General features: G+C 45.8%; 15 protein-coding genes and 4 tRNA genes. All 19 read right to left on the reverse strand.

Annotated features, from left to right (window positions below; translation table 11 throughout):
- Nucleotides 1-125: GTP-binding protein (locus tag BHC43_RS03180; protein ID WP_257377974.1), on the reverse strand; the 125-nt coding region annotated here is incomplete at its 3' end.
- Between the two features lie 83 nt (nt 126-208).
- Nucleotides 209-2,311: an elongation factor G gene (fusA, locus tag BHC43_RS03185; RefSeq protein ID WP_100140806.1), complete on the reverse strand. Its 2,103-nt coding sequence runs from the start codon at nt 2,309-2,311 to the stop codon at nt 209-211.
- 18 nt (nt 2,312-2,329) lie between these two features.
- Complete coding sequence (gene rpsG / locus BHC43_RS03190; RefSeq protein WP_025329901.1) at nt 2,330-2,800, reverse strand: 30S ribosomal protein S7; 471 nt, start codon at nt 2,798-2,800, stop codon at nt 2,330-2,332.
- Between the two features lie 92 nt (nt 2,801-2,892).
- Nucleotides 2,893-3,264 (reverse strand): 30S ribosomal protein S12, encoded by a 372-nt coding sequence (rpsL, locus tag BHC43_RS03195; RefSeq protein WP_025329900.1) that lies wholly within the window; start codon nt 3,262-3,264, stop codon nt 2,893-2,895.
- A gap of 207 nt (nt 3,265-3,471) precedes the next feature.
- On the reverse strand, nt 3,472-7,647 hold the full coding sequence (rpoC, locus tag BHC43_RS03200; RefSeq protein WP_100156505.1) for a DNA-directed RNA polymerase subunit beta': 4,176 nt from the start codon (nt 7,645-7,647) through the stop codon (nt 3,472-3,474).
- Nucleotides 7,648-7,703: 56 nt separating this feature from the next.
- Entirely contained in the window at nt 7,704-11,885 is a 4,182-nt protein-coding gene (rpoB, locus tag BHC43_RS03205; RefSeq protein WP_100140808.1) for a DNA-directed RNA polymerase subunit beta, read from the reverse strand.
- A 187-nt stretch (nt 11,886-12,072) separates the two neighbouring features.
- The gene (rplL, locus tag BHC43_RS03210) at nt 12,073-12,447 is read right to left on the reverse strand and encodes a 50S ribosomal protein L7/L12 (protein ID WP_100140809.1); all 375 of its coding nucleotides are present in this window, start codon (nt 12,445-12,447) and stop codon (nt 12,073-12,075) included.
- 54 nt (nt 12,448-12,501) lie between these two features.
- On the reverse strand, nt 12,502-13,002 hold the full coding sequence (gene rplJ, locus BHC43_RS03215; RefSeq protein WP_100140810.1) for a 50S ribosomal protein L10: 501 nt from the start codon (nt 13,000-13,002) through the stop codon (nt 12,502-12,504).
- A gap of 287 nt (nt 13,003-13,289) precedes the next feature.
- Entirely contained in the window at nt 13,290-13,985 is a 696-nt protein-coding gene (rplA, locus tag BHC43_RS03220; protein ID WP_100140811.1) for a 50S ribosomal protein L1, read from the reverse strand.
- On the reverse strand, nt 13,986-14,417 hold the full coding sequence (rplK, locus tag BHC43_RS03225; RefSeq protein WP_037406890.1) for a 50S ribosomal protein L11: 432 nt from the start codon (nt 14,415-14,417) through the stop codon (nt 13,986-13,988).
- Between the two features lie 126 nt (nt 14,418-14,543).
- Nucleotides 14,544-15,077 (reverse strand): transcription termination/antitermination protein NusG, encoded by a 534-nt coding sequence (nusG, locus tag BHC43_RS03230; RefSeq protein WP_100140812.1) that lies wholly within the window; start codon nt 15,075-15,077, stop codon nt 14,544-14,546.
- A 2-nt stretch (nt 15,078-15,079) separates the two neighbouring features.
- On the reverse strand, nt 15,080-15,532 hold the full coding sequence (secE, locus tag BHC43_RS03235; RefSeq protein ID WP_100140813.1) for a preprotein translocase subunit SecE: 453 nt from the start codon (nt 15,530-15,532) through the stop codon (nt 15,080-15,082).
- A gap of 63 nt (nt 15,533-15,595) precedes the next feature.
- Nucleotides 15,596-15,671 (reverse strand) — tRNA-Trp (locus tag BHC43_RS03240).
- A gap of 8 nt (nt 15,672-15,679) precedes the next feature.
- On the reverse strand, nt 15,680-16,870 hold the full coding sequence (gene tuf, locus BHC43_RS03245; RefSeq protein WP_100140805.1) for an elongation factor Tu: 1,191 nt from the start codon (nt 16,868-16,870) through the stop codon (nt 15,680-15,682).
- A gap of 42 nt (nt 16,871-16,912) precedes the next feature.
- Nucleotides 16,913-16,987 (reverse strand) — tRNA-Thr (locus BHC43_RS03250).
- A 24-nt stretch (nt 16,988-17,011) separates the two neighbouring features.
- Nucleotides 17,012-17,085 (reverse strand) — tRNA-Gly (locus BHC43_RS03255).
- A gap of 40 nt (nt 17,086-17,125) precedes the next feature.
- Nucleotides 17,126-17,209: transfer RNA gene (locus BHC43_RS03260), tRNA-Tyr, on the reverse strand.
- A 112-nt stretch (nt 17,210-17,321) separates the two neighbouring features.
- A complete protein-coding gene (locus BHC43_RS03265; protein ID WP_100156482.1) occupies nt 17,322-17,576 on the reverse strand; it encodes a YfhL family 4Fe-4S dicluster ferredoxin in 255 nt (84 codons plus the stop codon).
- Between the two features lie 88 nt (nt 17,577-17,664).
- Nucleotides 17,665-18,036, reverse strand: a 372-nt coding sequence (locus BHC43_RS03270; protein ID WP_100156506.1) for an RsmD family RNA methyltransferase, incomplete at its 5' end; no start/stop codon positions are given.

The following is an 18,036-nucleotide window of genomic DNA, read 5'->3' on the forward strand; positions in this document are numbered from 1 at the left end:
CCACCAAATTTTTTAGACAAAATGGTACAGATTGCAGCAGTCAATGTGGTTTTACCATGGTCAACGTGACCAATGGTGCCAACGTTTACGTGCGGTTTGCTCCGCTCGAATTTTTCTTTAGCCATGAGCTAAGTTTCCTTGAATAAAGATCAATTAAAGAACGATGATAACCTAAAAGCGTCATGCTTCTAGGTTATCTATAAACACTTTAGCCTTTACGGGCAGCAATGACTTGCTCAGCTACGTTGTTAGGCGCTTCAGCGTATTTTTTGAATTCCATGGAGTATGTAGCGCGACCTTGAGTAGCGGAACGCAGATCGGTTGAGTAACCGAACATTTCTGCCAATGGTACTTCAGCGCGTACTTTCTTACCGCCGATACCATCATCATCCATACCCAGTACGATACCACGGCGACGATTCAGGTCACCCATCACATCACCCATGTAGTCTTCCGGTGTTTCTACTTCAACAGCCATAATTGGTTCCAGTAATACTGGAGAAGCCTTACGCATACCGTCTTTGAATGCCATAGAACCGGCTAATTCAAATGCGATTTGTGAAGAGTCCACATCATGGTAAGAACCGAAGGTCAGACGTACACGGATATCCACTACTGGATAGCCAGCCAAAATACCGTTGGTCATGGTATCGCGGATACCTTTATCCACAGACGGGATGAATTCGCGTGGAATCACACCACCTTTAATCTCGTCGATGAATTCGTAGTTCACACCACCTGGTTCCAGAGGTTCCATGGTGATTACTACGTGACCATACTGACCTTTACCGCCAGACTGTTTAACGTATTTAGCTTCGGATTCCACTGATTTACGAATGGTTTCACGATAAGCCACTTGTGGAGCACCCACATTGGCTTCTACGCCAAATTCACGTTTCATACGGTCGACAATAATTTCCAGATGCAATTCACCCATACCGGAAATAATGGTCTGACCAGATTCTTCGTCGGTTTTCACGCGGAAAGAAGGATCTTCTTTAGCCAAACGGTTCAGAGCCAGACCCATTTTTTCCTGGTCAGCTTTGGTTTTCGGTTCAACCGCAACGTGAATTACGGGTTCTGGGAATTCCATGCGTTCCAAAATAATCGGCGCATCAGTATCACACAGAGTTTCACCGGTAGTCACATCTTTCAGACCAATCACTGCAGCAATGTCACCGGCACGAACTTCTTCGATTTCGTCACGGTCATTGGCTTTCATCTGTACCAGACGACCAATACGTTCTTTGGTGCCTTTCACAGAGTTCACTACGGTATCACCGGATTTTACTACGCCGGAATACACACGGATGAAAGTCAGCTGACCAACGTATTTGTCGTTCATCAGCTTGAACGCCAATGCAGAGAATTTCTCATCATCACTGGCTTTACGGCTGTCTTTTTCACCGTCAGGTGTTTCACCTGCAACTGGTGGAATGTCTGTCGGGCTAGGCAGATATTCAACCACAGCGTCCAGCAAACGTTGTACACCTTTGTTCTTAAACGCAGAACCACACAATACTGGCTGAATTTCGCCAGCCAGTGTACGTGCACGCAGTGCAGCAACAATTTCTTCCTCGCTCAGCTCTTCGCCGCCAAGGTATTTTTCCATCAGTTCTTCGTTGGCTTCAGCCGCAGCTTCCACCATTTTTTCGCGCCATTCTTCAGCTACGTCTTTCAGATCAGCCGGAATATCCGCATACTCAAATTTCAGACCCTGAGTAGCATCATCCCATACGATAGCCTGCATTTTCAGCAAATCAACTACGCCTTCAAAGCCATCTTCCGCACCCACCGGAATGACAACCGGTACCGGATTGGCACGCAGACGGGTTTGCATCTGTTCTACCACGCGGAAGAAGTTAGCGCCCTGACGGTCCATTTTGTTGACGAAAGCCAGACGAGGCACTTTATATTTGTTGGCCTGACGCCATACAGTCTCAGACTGAGGCTGTACACCGCCCACAGCACAGTAAACCATCACTGCGCCATCCAGTACACGCATAGAACGTTCCACCTCAACGGTAAAGTCTACGTGTCCCGGGGTATCAATAATATTTAGACGATGTTCTTTAAACTGGCCGGCCATACCTTTCCAGAAAGTAGTTACAGCAGCCGAGGTAATGGTAATACCGCGCTCCTGTTCCTGCTCCATCCAGTCAGTAGTGGCCGCACCATCATGCACTTCACCCAGTTTGTGAGTCATGCCGGTGTAAAACAGAATACGTTCTGAAGTGGTGGTTTTACCAGCATCAATATGTGCAGAAATACCGATATTACGGTATTGCTCAATAGGGGTTTTACGAGCCACGATAATTGCCTTTCTGCATTAGAAGCGGAAGTGAGAGAAGGCTTTGTTGGCTTCGGCCATACGATGTACTTCCTCACGTTTTTTCAATGCACCGCCGCGGCCTTCTGCCGCATCAATCAATTCACCAGCCAGACGCAAATCCATGGATTTTTCGCCGCGTTTACGAGCCGCATCACGTACCCAGCGCATGGCCAGAGCCAGACGGCGGGCAGGACGAACCTCAACAGGAACTTGATAGTTTGCACCACCGACACGACGGCTTTTTACTTCTACAACCGGTTTGGCGTTGGCAATGGCTTCGTTAAACACTTCAATGGCTTCTTTGCCGGTTTTCTTTTCAATCTGTTCCAGCGCACCATATACAATGCGTTCAGCCACAGATTTTTTACCGTCAATCATCAGCACATTCATGAATTTAGATAGTTCGATACTGCCGAATTTCGGATCTGGCAATATGTCACGTTTCGGGACTTCTCTACGTCTTGGCATTTCAATTTCCTTAAACTATTCAGCTGGGATTTACCCACGAATATTTATGTAAATATTCACTTACTCGACAGTTTTCCTGCCGATGCGTCCCATTATTTAGGACGTTTAGCACCGTATTTAGAACGGGACTGTTTGCGGTCTTTAACACCAGCAGTGTCCAAAGAACCACGTACGGTGTGATAACGCACACCTGGCAAGTCTTTTACACGACCGCCGCGAATCAGTACTACGCTGTGTTCTTGCAGGTTGTGGCCTTCACCGCCGATGTATGAAATTACTTCATATCCGTTGGTCAGACGCACTTTGCATACTTTACGCAGAGCTGAGTTAGGTTTTTTAGGGGTGGTGGTGTATACACGGGTGCACACACCACGTTTCTGAGGGCAAGCCTCCAGAGCAGGTACTTTGTTGACGTAAACCGGAGCCTGACGTCCTTTGCGTACCAATTGGTTGATAGTAGGCATATTTTCTCTTTATCCTGTTGAGTCAATACATGCCGACACCATGTCGGCAAAGCTGCTATTTTAACACTTGATTTATTACCCAGTCAAGATAATCAAGCTACCGCGCCAATATATCTGCTGGAAAAACAATCATATAAAACCATAAACATAAAACAAACCGCTGAAAATTTTTCAGCGGTTTGTTTTAGCTTTCAGCAGCAATTTTGGTTACTCACCTTTATCTGCCGCTTCAGCCGCCACTTGCTCCTGCCATTTCTGACGACGGCTACGGTGATAGGTCAGACCGGTACCGGCCGGAATCAAACGACCCACAATTACGTTTTCTTTCAGACCGCGTAAATCATCACGTTTACCCATGATGGCAGCTTCCGTCAGAACTCGGGTAGTTTCCTGGAAGGAAGCAGCAGAGATAAAGGAATCAGTAGACAACGATGCTTTGGTGATACCCAGCAATACGTTATCAAAACGCACCGGTTCTTTACCTTCTGCCAACAGTTTTTCGTTGGCAATCATCACATCACCACGCTCAACCTGCTCACCAGTAATGAAGTGGCTGTCACCAGCATCAGCAATGTTCACACGACGCAGCATCTGGCGAATAATCACTTCGATGTGTTTGTCGGAAATCTTCACACCTTGCAGGCGATACACTTCTTGTACTTCCTGTACGATATAGCGCGCCAGCGCTTCAATTCCTTGCAAACGCAGAATATCATGTGGATCCACCGCACCATCAACAATGACTTCACCACGATTCACCACCTGACCATCGTGTACCAGTACCTGCTTTTCTTTGGAAATCAGGGTTTCAAAGGCTACACCATCTGCATCAGTGATAATCAGACGCTGTTTGCCTTTGGTTTCCTTACCAAAGGATACGGTACCGGTTACCTCAGCCAGCATGCCAACGTCTTTCGGGGTGCGCGCTTCGAACAACTCGGCCACACGCGGCAGACCACCGGTAATATCGCGGGTTTTAGATGAAGCCTGCGGAATACGCGCCAGCACATCACCTTTACCGACTTCCTGTCCTTCACGCACGGTAATCACCGCACCTACTGGGAAGGCCATGGAAACAGCAGTTTCACTACCAGCCATGCGAATTTCTTCGCCTTTGTCATCCAATAGTTTAACGGTTGGACGCAGTAGCTTAGACTGGGTAGAAGAACGACGTTTACCATCAATCACCACCAGTGTAGACAAACCAGTTACATCATCGGTCTGTTTCGCTACAGTCACGCCTTCTTCGATATTTTCGAAGCGTACACGACCGGCAAATTCAGTAATCATCGGACGGGTATGCGGATCCCATGTAGCCAGAGTTTGACCAGCTTTAACTACGCCGCCATCTTTGACCTGCAAGAGTGCACCGTAAGGTACTTTATGGCGCTCACGCTCACGACCGATATCATCATGAATCACGATTTCGGATGAACGACCAATTACAACCAGTTCACCCTTATTGTTAGCTACGTAGCGCATCTGGCTGGAGAAACGTACAGTACCACCTGATTTAGCTTCTACCTGGCTGGCTGCAGCAGCTCGAGATGCCGCACCACCAATGTGGAAAGTACGCATGGTCAGCTGAGTACCCGGTTCACCAATGGATTGCGCTGCAATCACACCAACAGATTCACCAGCATTCACTAGTTTACCGCGCGCCAGATCTCGGCCATAACATTTGGCACACAAGCCATGGCGAGTTTTACAAGTAATTGGTGTGCGTACTTTAACTTCATCGACACCAGAATTGTCGATTAAATCAACCAGACTTTCGTTCAATAACGTTCCGGCTTCGACTAGTGTTTCGCCACTGGTCGGATCCACAACATCTTCAGCAGTAACACGTCCCAAAACGCGGTCACGCAGGGATTCAATAATATCACCACCCTGCACCACAGCTTTCATCACAAAACCATCACTGGTTCCACAATCATCTTCTACTACCACCAAATCTTGAGTTACATCGACCAGACGGCGAGTCAGATAACCAGAGTTCGCGGTTTTCAGCGCCGTATCAGCCAGACCCTTACGCGCACCGTGGGTAGAAATAAAGTACTGTAATACCGTCAGACCTTCGCGGAAGTTGGACGTAATCGGTGTTTCAATAATGGAACCATCTGGTTTGGCCATCAAACCACGCATACCAGATAGCTGTTTAATCTGCGCCGCAGACCCACGGGCGCCTGAGTCAGCCATCATGTAGATGGAGTTGAAGGATTCCTGATCAACCAAATTGCCGTCACGGTCAACCACTTTCTGGGTAGACAGATTATCCATCATCGCTTTGGCAATCTTATCACCGGTACGACCCCAGATATCGACAACTTTGTTGTAGCGTTCACCGTTGGTAACCAAACCCTGACGGTACTGATCTTCAATCTCTTTCACTTCGGCATTGGCTTCAGCCAGCAACTGCGGTTTGCTTTCTGGCACCAGCATGTCATCTACACAGATGGAGATACCAGCACGAGTAGAGAACGCATAACCGGTATACATCAGATGGTCAGCGAAGATGACGGTATCGCGCAAGCCACAGCGACGGAACGAAGCATTAATCAGCTTAGAAATTTCTTTTTTCTTCAGCGTTTTGTTAATGTGTTCGAACGACAGGCCTTTAGGCAAAATTTCTGACAGCAACGCACGTCCAACGGTGGTTTCGTAGCGATTTACCACTGGCACAAACTCATCCTGACCGTTTTTCACCCATTCGCGCAGACGCACGGTAATTTTGGTACCGAGCTCAACCTGACGGGTCTGATAAGCACGATGGACTTCTTTCACATCCGCAAACAGGCTGCCTTCACCTTTGCCGTTAATTTTGTCGCGGGTCATGTAGTACAGACCCAATACGATATCCTGTGATGGCACGATAATCGGGTCACCATTGGCTGGTGACAACACGTTATTAGAAGCCAGCATCAAAGTGCGTGCTTCCATTTGTGCTTCCAAACTCAAAGGTACGTGTACCGCCATCTGGTCACCGTCAAAGTCGGCATTAAACGCAGTACAAACCAATGGGTGCAGCTGAATCGCTTTACCTTCAATCAGAATCGGTTCAAACGCTTGAATACCCAGACGGTGCAAGGTTGGTGCACGGTTAAGCAATATCGGATGTTCACGAATCACATCTTCGAGAATATCCCATACAATCGGTTCTTCCTGTTCCACCATCTTTTTGGCTTTTTTGATGGTGGTCACAGTTGGGTCAAGTTGTTCCAGTTTGTGGAAAATAAATGGTTTGAACAGCTCCAAAGCCATTTTTTTCGGCAGACCACACTGGTGTAGACGCAGGTACGGACCTACTGTAATTACAGAACGGCCGGAATAATCCACACGTTTACCCAGCAAGTTTTGACGGAAACGACCGCCCTTACCTTTAATCATGTCGGCCAGTGATTTCAACGGACGCTTATTAGCTCCGGTCATGGCTTTACCACGACGACCATTATCCAATAGTGAATCAACTGCTTCTTGCAGCATACGTTTTTCATTGCGTACGATGATGTCTGGTGCACGCAATTCAAGCAAGCGTTTCAGACGGTTATTACGGTTGATAACACGACGATATAGATCATTCAAGTCAGAAGTAGCAAAACGACCACCATCCAGCGGTACCAGCGGACGCAGATCCGGTGGCAATACTGGCAACACGTCCATAATCATCCATTCCAGCTTCATGCCGGAACGCTGGAATGCTTCCAGTACTTTCAGACGTTTAGCGATTTTTTTGATTTTGGTATCAGAACTGGTGGATTCCAGTTCCTGCCGCAATACCGTTACTTCATGGGCAATATCCATGGCACGCAACAGGTCACGAATACCTTCTGCGCCCATCTTGGCCTCAAAGTCACCGCCAAATTCTTCATATTTGCTGATGTATTCTTCTTCACTCAGCAACTGACGCGGCTGCAATGAAGTCAAGCCTGGGTCTGTAACCACATAAGCTTCAAAATACAGAATGCGTTCAATATCACGCAATGTCATATCCAGCACCATACCCAAACGGGATGGTAACGATTTCAGAAACCAGATATGCGCTACGGGTGCGGCCAATTCAATATGTCCCATGCGTTCACGACGCACTTTGGACAAGGTTACTTCCACACCACATTTTTCACAGGTTACCCCACGAAATTTCAACCGTTTGTATTTACCACACAAACACTCATAATCTTTAATCGGGCCAAAAATTTTGGCACAGAACAGGCCGTCACGTTCCGGTTTGAAAGTACGGTAATTGATCGTTTCCGGCTTTTTCACTTCACCGTACGACCAAGAACGAATGGTATCCGGCGATGCAATACCGATTTTGATCGCGTCAAATTCTTCTTCGGCACTGGCATTTTGCAGCGGATTAAATAAGTCTGATAAAGCTTTCATATTTGCTCCTGACGATGCCGCATGCAGTAGCTGCTACTGCATGCGACCGGTGTCGGTTAATAACGTTCCAAATCCATATCCAAGCCCAAAGAGCGAATTTCTTTCAACAACACATTGAAAGATTCCGGCATACCGGCATCGATTTTGTATTCGCCTTTAACAATGTTTTCGTACATTTTGGTGCGACCGTTCACATCATCTGATTTCACAGTCAACATTTCCTGCAGGGTATAAGCAGCACCATAAGCTTCCAGTGCCCACACCTCCATCTCACCAAAACGCTGACCACCAAACTGAGCTTTACCACCCAGCGGCTGTTGTGTCACCAGACTGTACGGACCAGTTGAACGGGCATGCATTTTTTCATCCACCAAATGGTGCAGTTTGAGGTAATGCATCACACCAACGGTGACTTTACGGTCAAAAGCTTCACCAGTACGACCATCGTACAGGGTCATCTGCGTACGGGTATCGTTAAAGCCCAGTTTCTGGATTTCCGGATCGTCTTCAGGATAGGCCAGTGCCAGCATGTTTTTAATTTCGGATTCTTCCGCACCATCAAATACTGGGGTGGCTACAGTCATCCCTTTACGCAGATGTTGAGCCAGATTGATGATTTCTTCATCATTAAACTGAGACAAATCTTCTTTCTTACCACTGCTGTTGTATACCTTCTCAAGGAAAGCACGAACTTCATCAGCAGCACGTTTTTCGGTCAGCATGCGGTCGATGCGTTCACCAATACCTTTGGCAGCCCAACCTAAATGCACTTCCAGAATCTGACCAATGTTCATACGGCTTGGCACACCCAGTGGATTCAGTACAATGTCCACAGAACGGCCGTCAGCCATATACGGCATGTCTTCAACTGGCAGAATGCGAGATACCACACCTTTATTACCGTGACGACCAGCCATTTTGTCACCTGCTTTCAGGCGGCGTTTGATGGCGATAAAGACTTTAACCATCTTCTGTACGCCCGGCTGCAGTTCATCGCCCTGAGTCAGTTTTTTCTTCTTGATTTCGTACTGAGCGTCTGATTCTTCATGTTTAGCTTGTAAACTTTCTTTAATCAGTTCCACTTGCTTGGCAATGCTTTCATCACTAAGACGAATATCAAACCAGTCATGGCGACTAGGCAATGAGGCTAGGTAGTCTTTAGTCACTTCACTGCCTTTAGCCAGCTTCAGCGGACCACCATTTACTTTCTGACCCAAAATTAAGCGTTCGATACGGTCAAAAGCATCGTCATTGAAAATACGCAGCTGGTCAGTCAGGTTCTGGCGATAGCGTTTTAGCTCTGCATCAATAATGGCTTTAGCACGTTTATCGCGTTCAATGCCTTCACGGGTAAATACCTGTACGTCAATCACGGTACCGCTCATGCCGGTAGGCATACGTAAAGAAGTATCTTTAACATCACTGGCTTTTTCACCAAAAATGGCACGCAGCAGTTTTTCTTCTGGTGTCAGCTGAGTTTCACCTTTAGGTGTTACCTTACCCACTAAAACGTCACCGGCCTCAACTTCAGCGCCAATGTACACAATACCTGATTCATCCAAACGGTTTTGCATGCGCTCAGACAGATTCGGGATATCGCGGGTAATTTCTTCCGCCCCCAGTTTGGTGTCACGTGATACCACATTCAATTCTTCAATGTGGATAGAGGTATAACGATCACCAGCAACCACTCGTTCTGAAATCAGAATTGAGTCTTCATAGTTGTAACCATTCCATGGCATGAAGGCGATGGTCATGTTCTGACCCAGTGCCAATTCGCCCAAATCGGTTGATGCCCCGTCGGCAATCACATCACCACGGGCAATCACGTCACCTTTTTGTACGGCCGGACGCTGGTTAATGTTGGTTGACTGGTTAGAACGGGTGAATTTCACCAGATTGTAAATATCCACACCCACTTCACCAGCAGTGGCTTCATCGTCGTTAACGCGTACTACTACACGGTTGGCATCAACGTATTCAACGACACCACCACGGCTAGCGGCAATGGCAGTCGCACTGTCAATCGCAACAGAACGCTCAATACCGGTACCCACCAGTGGTTTTTCTGCACGCAGACAAGGAACAGCCTGACGTTGCATGTTGGCACCCATCAAGGCACGGTTCGCGTCATCGTGCTCCAGGAATGGAATCAATGAAGCTGCCACGGAAACTACCTGCCCTGTTGCCACGTCCATATATTGCACGCGGTCAGGGGTAGCCATAATGGTTTCACCTTTTTCACGACAGGTAACCAGATCACCAATAATGCGTCCTTCATTATCCAAATCAGCATTGGCCTGAGCAATAACAAAACGACCTTCTTCGATAGCAGACAGGTAGTCAATATCATTGGTTACTTTACCATCCACAACACGACGGTAAGGGGTTTCCAAGAAGCCATATTTATTGGTACGCGCATAGACAGCCAGAGAGTTAATCAAGCCAATGTTCGGGCCTTCCGGTGTTTCAATCGGACACACGCGACCATAATGAGTCGGATGTACGTCACGTACTTCAAAGCCGGCACGTTCACGCGTCAGACCACCCGGACCCAGCGCAGAAACACGACGCTTATGCGTAATTTCAGAAAGTGGATTGGTCTGATCCATAAACTGGGATAACTGGCTGGATCCAAAAAATTCTTTTATCGCAGCAGATACAGGCTTAGCGTTAATCAAATCGTGCGGCATCAGATTTTCGGATTCAGCCTGATTCAAACGCTCTTTTACAGCTCGTTCTACACGTGACAGACCACTGCGAAACTGATTTTCGGCCAGCTCGCCAACGGAACGCACACGACGATTACCCAGATGATCGATATCATCGACTTCACCATGACCATTGCGCAGTTCAACCAACGTAGCAATGACTGACACGATATCCGGAATAGTCAGCACATGATTGCCTTCTTTATCGGCATCAGCAAAAGTCTGTGTCATCAGACGGCCATACCAGGATTCTTGTTGTGCTTCCAGCAGTTTCTGCTGATAAGTACGAGTATTAAATTTCATCCGGCCGACACGAGATAGGTCATAACTGTCTTCGTTGAAGAACAAACGGTTAAATAATGCTTCAACGGCATCTTCGGTTGGTGGCTCACCAGGCCGCATCATGCGGTAAATGGCAATGCGTGCAGCCTGCTGCCCATCAGTTTCATCGGTGCGCAGAGTATTGGATACATAGCCACCCTGATCCAGATCATTGATATAGAGAGTAGAAATTTCTTTAACTCCCTGAATATCAAACTGAGCCAATAATTCTTCAGTGATTTCATCGTTGGTTTTAGCTAGCACTTCTCCAGTATCCGGCACGATGACATCTGTAGCCAGCACCTTACCTATCAGGCTTTCTGGTTCAACTTCTAACCATTTAATATCAGCGGCAACAATATCACGAATATTTTTAGCATTGATGCGTTTGCCTTTCTGCACCAACACTTTGCCATCTTTGTCGACTAAATCAAATTTAGCAGTTTCACCTTTCAGACGAGATGGAATCAAATTAGTATGCACGCCATCTTTAGACAGATGGTAGCTTTCACGATCATAGAACATGTTTAGAATCTGTTCTGGCGTGAAACCCAATGCTTTAAGCAAAATCGTTACCGGCATCTTGCGGCGACGGTCAATACGGAAATAGAGCAGGTCTTTCGGGTCAAATTCAAAATCTAACCATGAACCACGGTAAGGAATAATTCGAGCTGAAAACAGCAACTTACCGGACGAATGTGATTTACCACGGTCGTGCTCAAAAAATACCCCAGGCGAACGGTGCAACTGTGACACAATCACACGCTCAGTACCATTGATGATGAACGAACCACTCGGTGTCATCAATGGTATTTCACCCATGTAAACTTCATTTTCACGTACTTCTTTTACGACATTCGGTTTAGATGACTCTTTGTCCAAGATAACTAGACGGATACGAGCTCGTAATGGAGCAGCATAGGTAATACCGCGTAATTGACATTCAGGAATATCAAATAATGGCTCGCCTAAAACATAATGCGTGAATTCAAGACGTGCATAACCGTTATGACTGATAATCGGAAAAATAGACTGGAATGCCGCCTGAAGACCCATGTCGGCGCGTTGGTCAAAAGGCGTTTCCATCTGCAAAAACTGTGTATAAGAATCCAACTGCGTAGCCAATAAAAACGGCACTTCCAATACATTGGCGCGTTTGGCAAAGCTTTTACGGATGCGTTTTTTTTCAGTAAAAGAGTAGGACATGAACAGTCTCCAGTAGGGAGGTTTGGCAAGTAAGGTTTTATAAATACTCAGGCAATTAGCCAAACTAACAAGGTAAAATTGAGTAAATAATGGCTATTTATGTAAATATTTATAAAATTTCACTTTAGGTAGACAAGCGAAAGCAGGCTGGTAGCCTAAGCTACCAGCCTGTAAAGCACAACTGAAATTACTTAATTTCGACAGAAGCGCCGGCTTCTTCCAGTTGTTTTTTGATATCGTCAGCTTCAGCCTGAGATACACCTTCTTTAAGAGTTTTAGGTGCGCCATCTACCAAGTCTTTAGCTTCTTTCAGACCCAAGCCAGTGATGGCACGAACCACTTTAATCACGCCAACTTTTTGTGCACCAGCAGAAGTCAATACTACATCAAATTCAGTTTTTTCTTCAGCGGCAGCAGCACCACCGGCAGCACCGCCACCAGCAACAGCCAAAGCAGCTGCAGATACACCAAATTTTTCTTCAAAAGCTTTAACCAGGTCGTTCAATTCCATTACGGTCAGGTTACCAACTGCTTCCAGGATGTCTTCTTTAGTAATAGCCATGCTATTAAACTCCAATAATTGAGAATGTAAATTTAAATATATAGAGGATGAAAATTATGCAGCTTCTTCGCCGGCTTTTTTCTCGGCCAAAGCAGCCAGCGCACGGGCAAAGCCAGAAACAGGTGCTTGCATAATACCCAGCAATTTGGCCAGCAATTCGTCGCGGCTCGGTATAGAAGCAAGCTCTGCCACCTGAGCAACGTCCAGCAAGTCACCATTATATGAACCTGCTTTCAATACGATTTTTTCATCTTTTTTTGAGAACTGGTGCAGTACTTTTGCAGCAGCTACCGGGTCTTCAGAAACCGCATAAACCAACGGACCAACCATCTGGTCAGCTAATCCGGCAAATGAAGTACCTTCAACAGCGCGACGAGCCAATGTATTTTTCAATACATGCAGATATACACCTGCTTTACGGGCATTGGCACGCAGTTCGGTCATGCTGGCAACACTGATACCACGATACTCGGCAATAACCATAGTTTGAGCGTTAGCAATGGCTGCTACGATTTCGGCTACGGCTGCTTGCTTGGTTTCAATATTGAGACTCAAGGTCTACCTCCCACTGTTTTTAAACAGAGTAATACGTGTATTACTCCACCCAGCGCGGCAACCCAAAAAGACATCCGTAAGCACACTTACTTAAGATTATCTGGGACTACCGTCTGCGTAGGGTACACTTTTAAAATCTATACAATTTGTACAGATTCCCTACGGTCTTGGACATCTACTTATTTCTAAGTAGCCCGACATATAAATGCATACCATTTATATGAATTTAGATGGCAGCCTAAAATTGATTCAGACTGCCAATAACTATATTATTATATATTTACTGCTTAATTAGTTACAGAAGCACTGTCAACACGCAGGCCAGCACCCATAGTGCTAGAAACTGCAATTTTACGCAGATATTGACCTTTAGCCGCTGCCGGTTTAGCTTTTACAATAGCATCTAGCAATGCATTAAAGTTTTCACGCAAATCAGCAGCTTCGAAAGAAGCACGCCCAATAGTAGCATGCACAATACCTGCTTTATCAGTACGATACTGCACCTGACCAGCTTTAGCATTTTTCACTGCTTCGGCCACATTCGGGGTAACAGTACCTACTTTAGGATTCGGCATCAGGCCACGCGGACCTAGAATGGTACCCAGCTGACCAACTACACGCATGGCATCTGGTGAAGCAATTACCACATCAAAATTCAGATTACCCGCTTTAACTTCAGCAGCCAGATCATCAAAGCCTACTACGTCAGCACCAGCCGCCTTAGCTGCTTCAGCATTAGCACCTTGAGTGAATACCGCAACGCGCACGGTTTTACCGGTACCTTTAGGTAATACCACTGAACCACGAATTACCTGATCAGATTTACGTGCATCCACGCCCAGATTAAAGGATACATCAATAGATTCATCAAATTTAGCAGTCGCATTGGCTTTAACCAGATTCAATGCTTCATCAATGGCGTACAATTTGTTGGTTTCTACAGCAGCACGAATAGCCTGCATACGTTTAGAAAGTTTTGCCATTTACACACCCTCCACATCTAAACCCATTGAACGGGCGCTACCAGCGATGGTGCGTACCGCTGCGTCCAAATCAGCAGCAGTCAGATCAGGCTCTTTAGCCTTGGCGATTTCTTCCAGCTGAGCACGAGTTACCTTACCCACTTTTTGTGTTAGAGGGTTAGAGCTGCCTTTTTGCAATCCAGCTGCTTTTTTCAGCAAAATAGATGCTGGAGGGGTTTTCATCACGAAGGTAAATGATTTATCTGCAAAAGCAGTAATCACTACCGGAACCGGCAAGCCAGGTTCTACATTCTGCGTAGCTGCATTGAATGCTTTACAGAATTCCATGATATTCAGGCCGCGCTGACCCAAAGCCGGGCCAACCGGAGGAGATGGATTGGCTTTACCTGCAGGAATCTGCAGTTTGATGTAGCCTACAATTTTTTTTGCCACTTGTTTAAACTCCAAATAAACGGGTATGACGCAGTTAATACTGCTCCCCAAAAGCAAGACCCATGATTATAAAGAAAATTTCTTTCCCTTACAAGCACAGGTTTATTCGTGTTGTATTTTTTACAGTTAAATTTTTTCTACTTGAGAAAATTCCAATTCTACTGGTGTTTCACGACCGAATATCTGTACAGCAACGCGCAATTTATTGCGTTCGTAATTAACTTCTTCGACGACACCATTAAAGTCTTTAAATGGACCTTCATTGACGCGTACCTGCTGACCCACATCAAATAAAACTTTAGGCTTCGGTTTTTCTACACCACTTTGTACCTGATGGAGAATAGCATCAACTTCGCGAGCAGATATAGGCAAAGGTTTATTAGCGGTACCACCAATAAATCCAGTAACGCGCGGGGTATTTTTGACCAGATGCCATGAAGCATCAGTCATGTCCATTTCGACCAGAACGTAACCAGGGAAAAATTTACGCTCAGTAATACTGCGGCGCCCATTTTTTATATCTACTACCTCTTCAACCGGCACCAGTATCTGACCAAAATAATCACCCATTCCTTCACGTTCTATCCGTTCTTTCAGGGTTTTCTGAACATTTTTTTCAAAACCGGAATAAGCGTGTACTACATACCACTGTTTTGCCATGTTTAACTCCTCTTCATAAAGATGTCGAACAACAACCATGAAATCAGGCTGTCAACACCCCAAATAAATAAAGACAAGACAGCTACAAATATCAGTACAAACAGGGTCATGCGCAATGCTTCATTGCGCTCAGGCCATACTACTTTTCTGGCTTCTGACACACAATCGCGCACATAAGCAGTCAGTTCACGACCGCCCGTACTCCAGAAAAATACGATTACAATGGCCGCTACAACGCCGATTAAAGGAAATAAATAACGAATGTAAAGCGGTAATTGCGCATCCAAAGTATAGAATGCCAGAATACCTGCAGCAATCAGTATGGCTGAAAAGGTGTATTTAAGAAAATCAAAACGTTTATTACGCTTGATTTCCAGTTGCTGTTGTTGCTTAGCTTCAGCTTTTAATTGTGCTTTGGTTTTGGCTCCCACATCTTTCGATGTTTTGTTGTCCATACAACCACCTTTTTATTAATACAAAAAAGACTAACCGACCTATGGCCGATTAGTCTGTTTTTTTGGCAGGCCAGGAGGGTCTCGAACCCCCAACCCTCGGTTTTGGAGACCGATACTCTACCAATTGAGCTACTGGCCTACAAAACTTTAAGCGATAACTTTAGCAACCACACCGGCACCAACTGTACGGCCACCTTCACGAATCGCAAAGCGCAAGCCTTCTTCCATAGCAATCGGGTGAATCAGTTCTACATCTATGGTTACGTTTTCACCCGGCATTACCATTTCTACACCTTCTGCCAGACTTACTGCGCCTGTTACGTCAGTTGTACGGAAATAGAATTGCGGACGGTAGTTTGCGAAGAATGGGGTATGACGTCCACCTTCTTCTTTGCTCAATACGTATACTTCAGCTTTAAATTTGGTGTGCGGGGTGATGCTGCCCGGTTTTGCCAATACTTGACCACGTTCTACTTCTTCACGTTTGGTACCACGCAACAATACACCTACGTTATCACCAGCCTGACCTTGATCCAGCAATTTGCGGAACATTTCCACACCGGTACAAGTAGTTTTCTGGGTGTCTTTCAGACCCACGATTTCAATTTCGTCACCTACGTTGATTACACCGCGTTCAACACGTCCGGTAACCACAGTACCACGACCTGAAATTGAGAATACGTCTTCAATCGGCAACAGGAATGGTTTGTCTACAGCACGTTCCGGTGTCGGGATGTAGCTGTCTAATGCATCAGCCAAAGCCATAATAGAAGCTTCACCAATATCAGACTGGTCACCTTCCAATGCTTTCAGTGCAGAACCTTTAATCAATGGAACGTCATCACCTGGGAATTCGTAGCTAGACAGCAGATCACGGATTTCCATTTCTACCAGTTCCAGCAACTCTTCATCATCTACCATGTCACATTTATTCATGTAAACGATGATGTATGGTACACCTACCTGACGCGCTAACAGAATGTGCTCACGAGTTTGTGGCATAGGACCATCAGCTGCAGATACCACCAGAATCGCACCGTCCATCTGTGCAGCACCGGTAATCATGTTTTTCACATAGTCAGCATGTCCCGGGCAGTCTACATGTGCATAGTGACGCTCGGCTGTTTCGTATTCTACGTGTGATGTATTAATAGTAATACCACGGGCTTTTTCTTCCGGGGCATTGTCAATCTGATCGTAAGCTTTCGCTGCACCACCAAATTTTTTAGACAAAATGGTACAGATTGCAGCAGTCAATGTGGTTTTACCATGGTCAACGTGACCAATGGTGCCAACGTTTACGTGCGGTTTGCTCCGCTCGAATTTTTCTTTAGCCATGGCTACTTCCTATCTAAAGATGATTAGGTTTATCAATTTAGGTGGTGCCCATGGACAGAATTGAACTGTCGGCCTCTCCCTTACCAAGGGAGTGCTCTACCCCTGAGCTACATGGGCATTACGGTAGGTATTTACTTAATATGGAGCGGGTGAAGGGAATCGAACCCTCACCGTAAGCTTGGAAGGCTTCTGCTCTACCATTGAGCTACACCCGCATACTTACTTAAAAAAACTACCCCAAGTAAGACTGGAATTTGGTGGAGGGAGAAGGATTCGAACCTTCGAAGCTTTCGCAACAGATTTACAGTCTGCCCCCTTTGGCCGCTCGGGAATCCCTCCAAAAGAGAACGGCATGATAATGTTGATTTGTATCTTCGTCAAGCTTCTTAAGCAATTTTTTTTACTTAAGAGAGTAATTAACTGTTTCAAATACATTTCAGCCTGTGTCGTTTTATTCTTTTTCTGCCATCAGCCGTTGATATTTAACTTCCAGCTCCTCTTCGCTTTCTGGGTGTTCTTCATCAATGATGATGCAATCTACCGGACAAACCTGCTGACATTGTGGTTCATCATAATGACCTACACACTGTGTGCACCGTTCTGGGGTGATCTCATAAATTTCATCGCCCTGATAAATAGCGTTGTTTGGGCACTCAGGCTCGCATACGTCGCAATTAATGCACTCATCTGTTATCAAGAGTGACATGTTTTTCCTTTATCGTTAAATTTTACTCAAAACCGTTGGGCGCGGATTATACCATTATTTTGTCTGTATCCCATTGAGTGCCTGTTAATCAGGGTGCTTCTGGTTTACAGTAAGTTAATAATTCAAAACGACTTATTCCTGATTTACCCTCTCGCAGTATCTGCCACCCAGTTGGCAGCGTTGGTAATGTATCACTTTCAAGATAGATATGTGCTTGAGGTCTCAGATGCGGGACAAGGGCTTGCATAAGGTCTGGCCACTGCTGCCATTGGTAAGGCGGATCGAGAAATATTATGTCAAACTGCCGGCTGTTAGTTGCGAGAAAATTCTGTGCATCTGTACAAATAAGTTCTACCTGATTGAAATTCAATTGTTGAAGGTTATTTTTTATTGCCTGTGCCACCAGACGATTTTTTTCTATCAGCGTAACGGTTTTAGCCCTTCTTGAAGCTGCTTCCAA

This window comes from Snodgrassella alvi (assembly GCF_002777855.1).
Lineage (GTDB): Bacteria > Pseudomonadota > Gammaproteobacteria > Burkholderiales > Neisseriaceae > Snodgrassella > Snodgrassella alvi_E.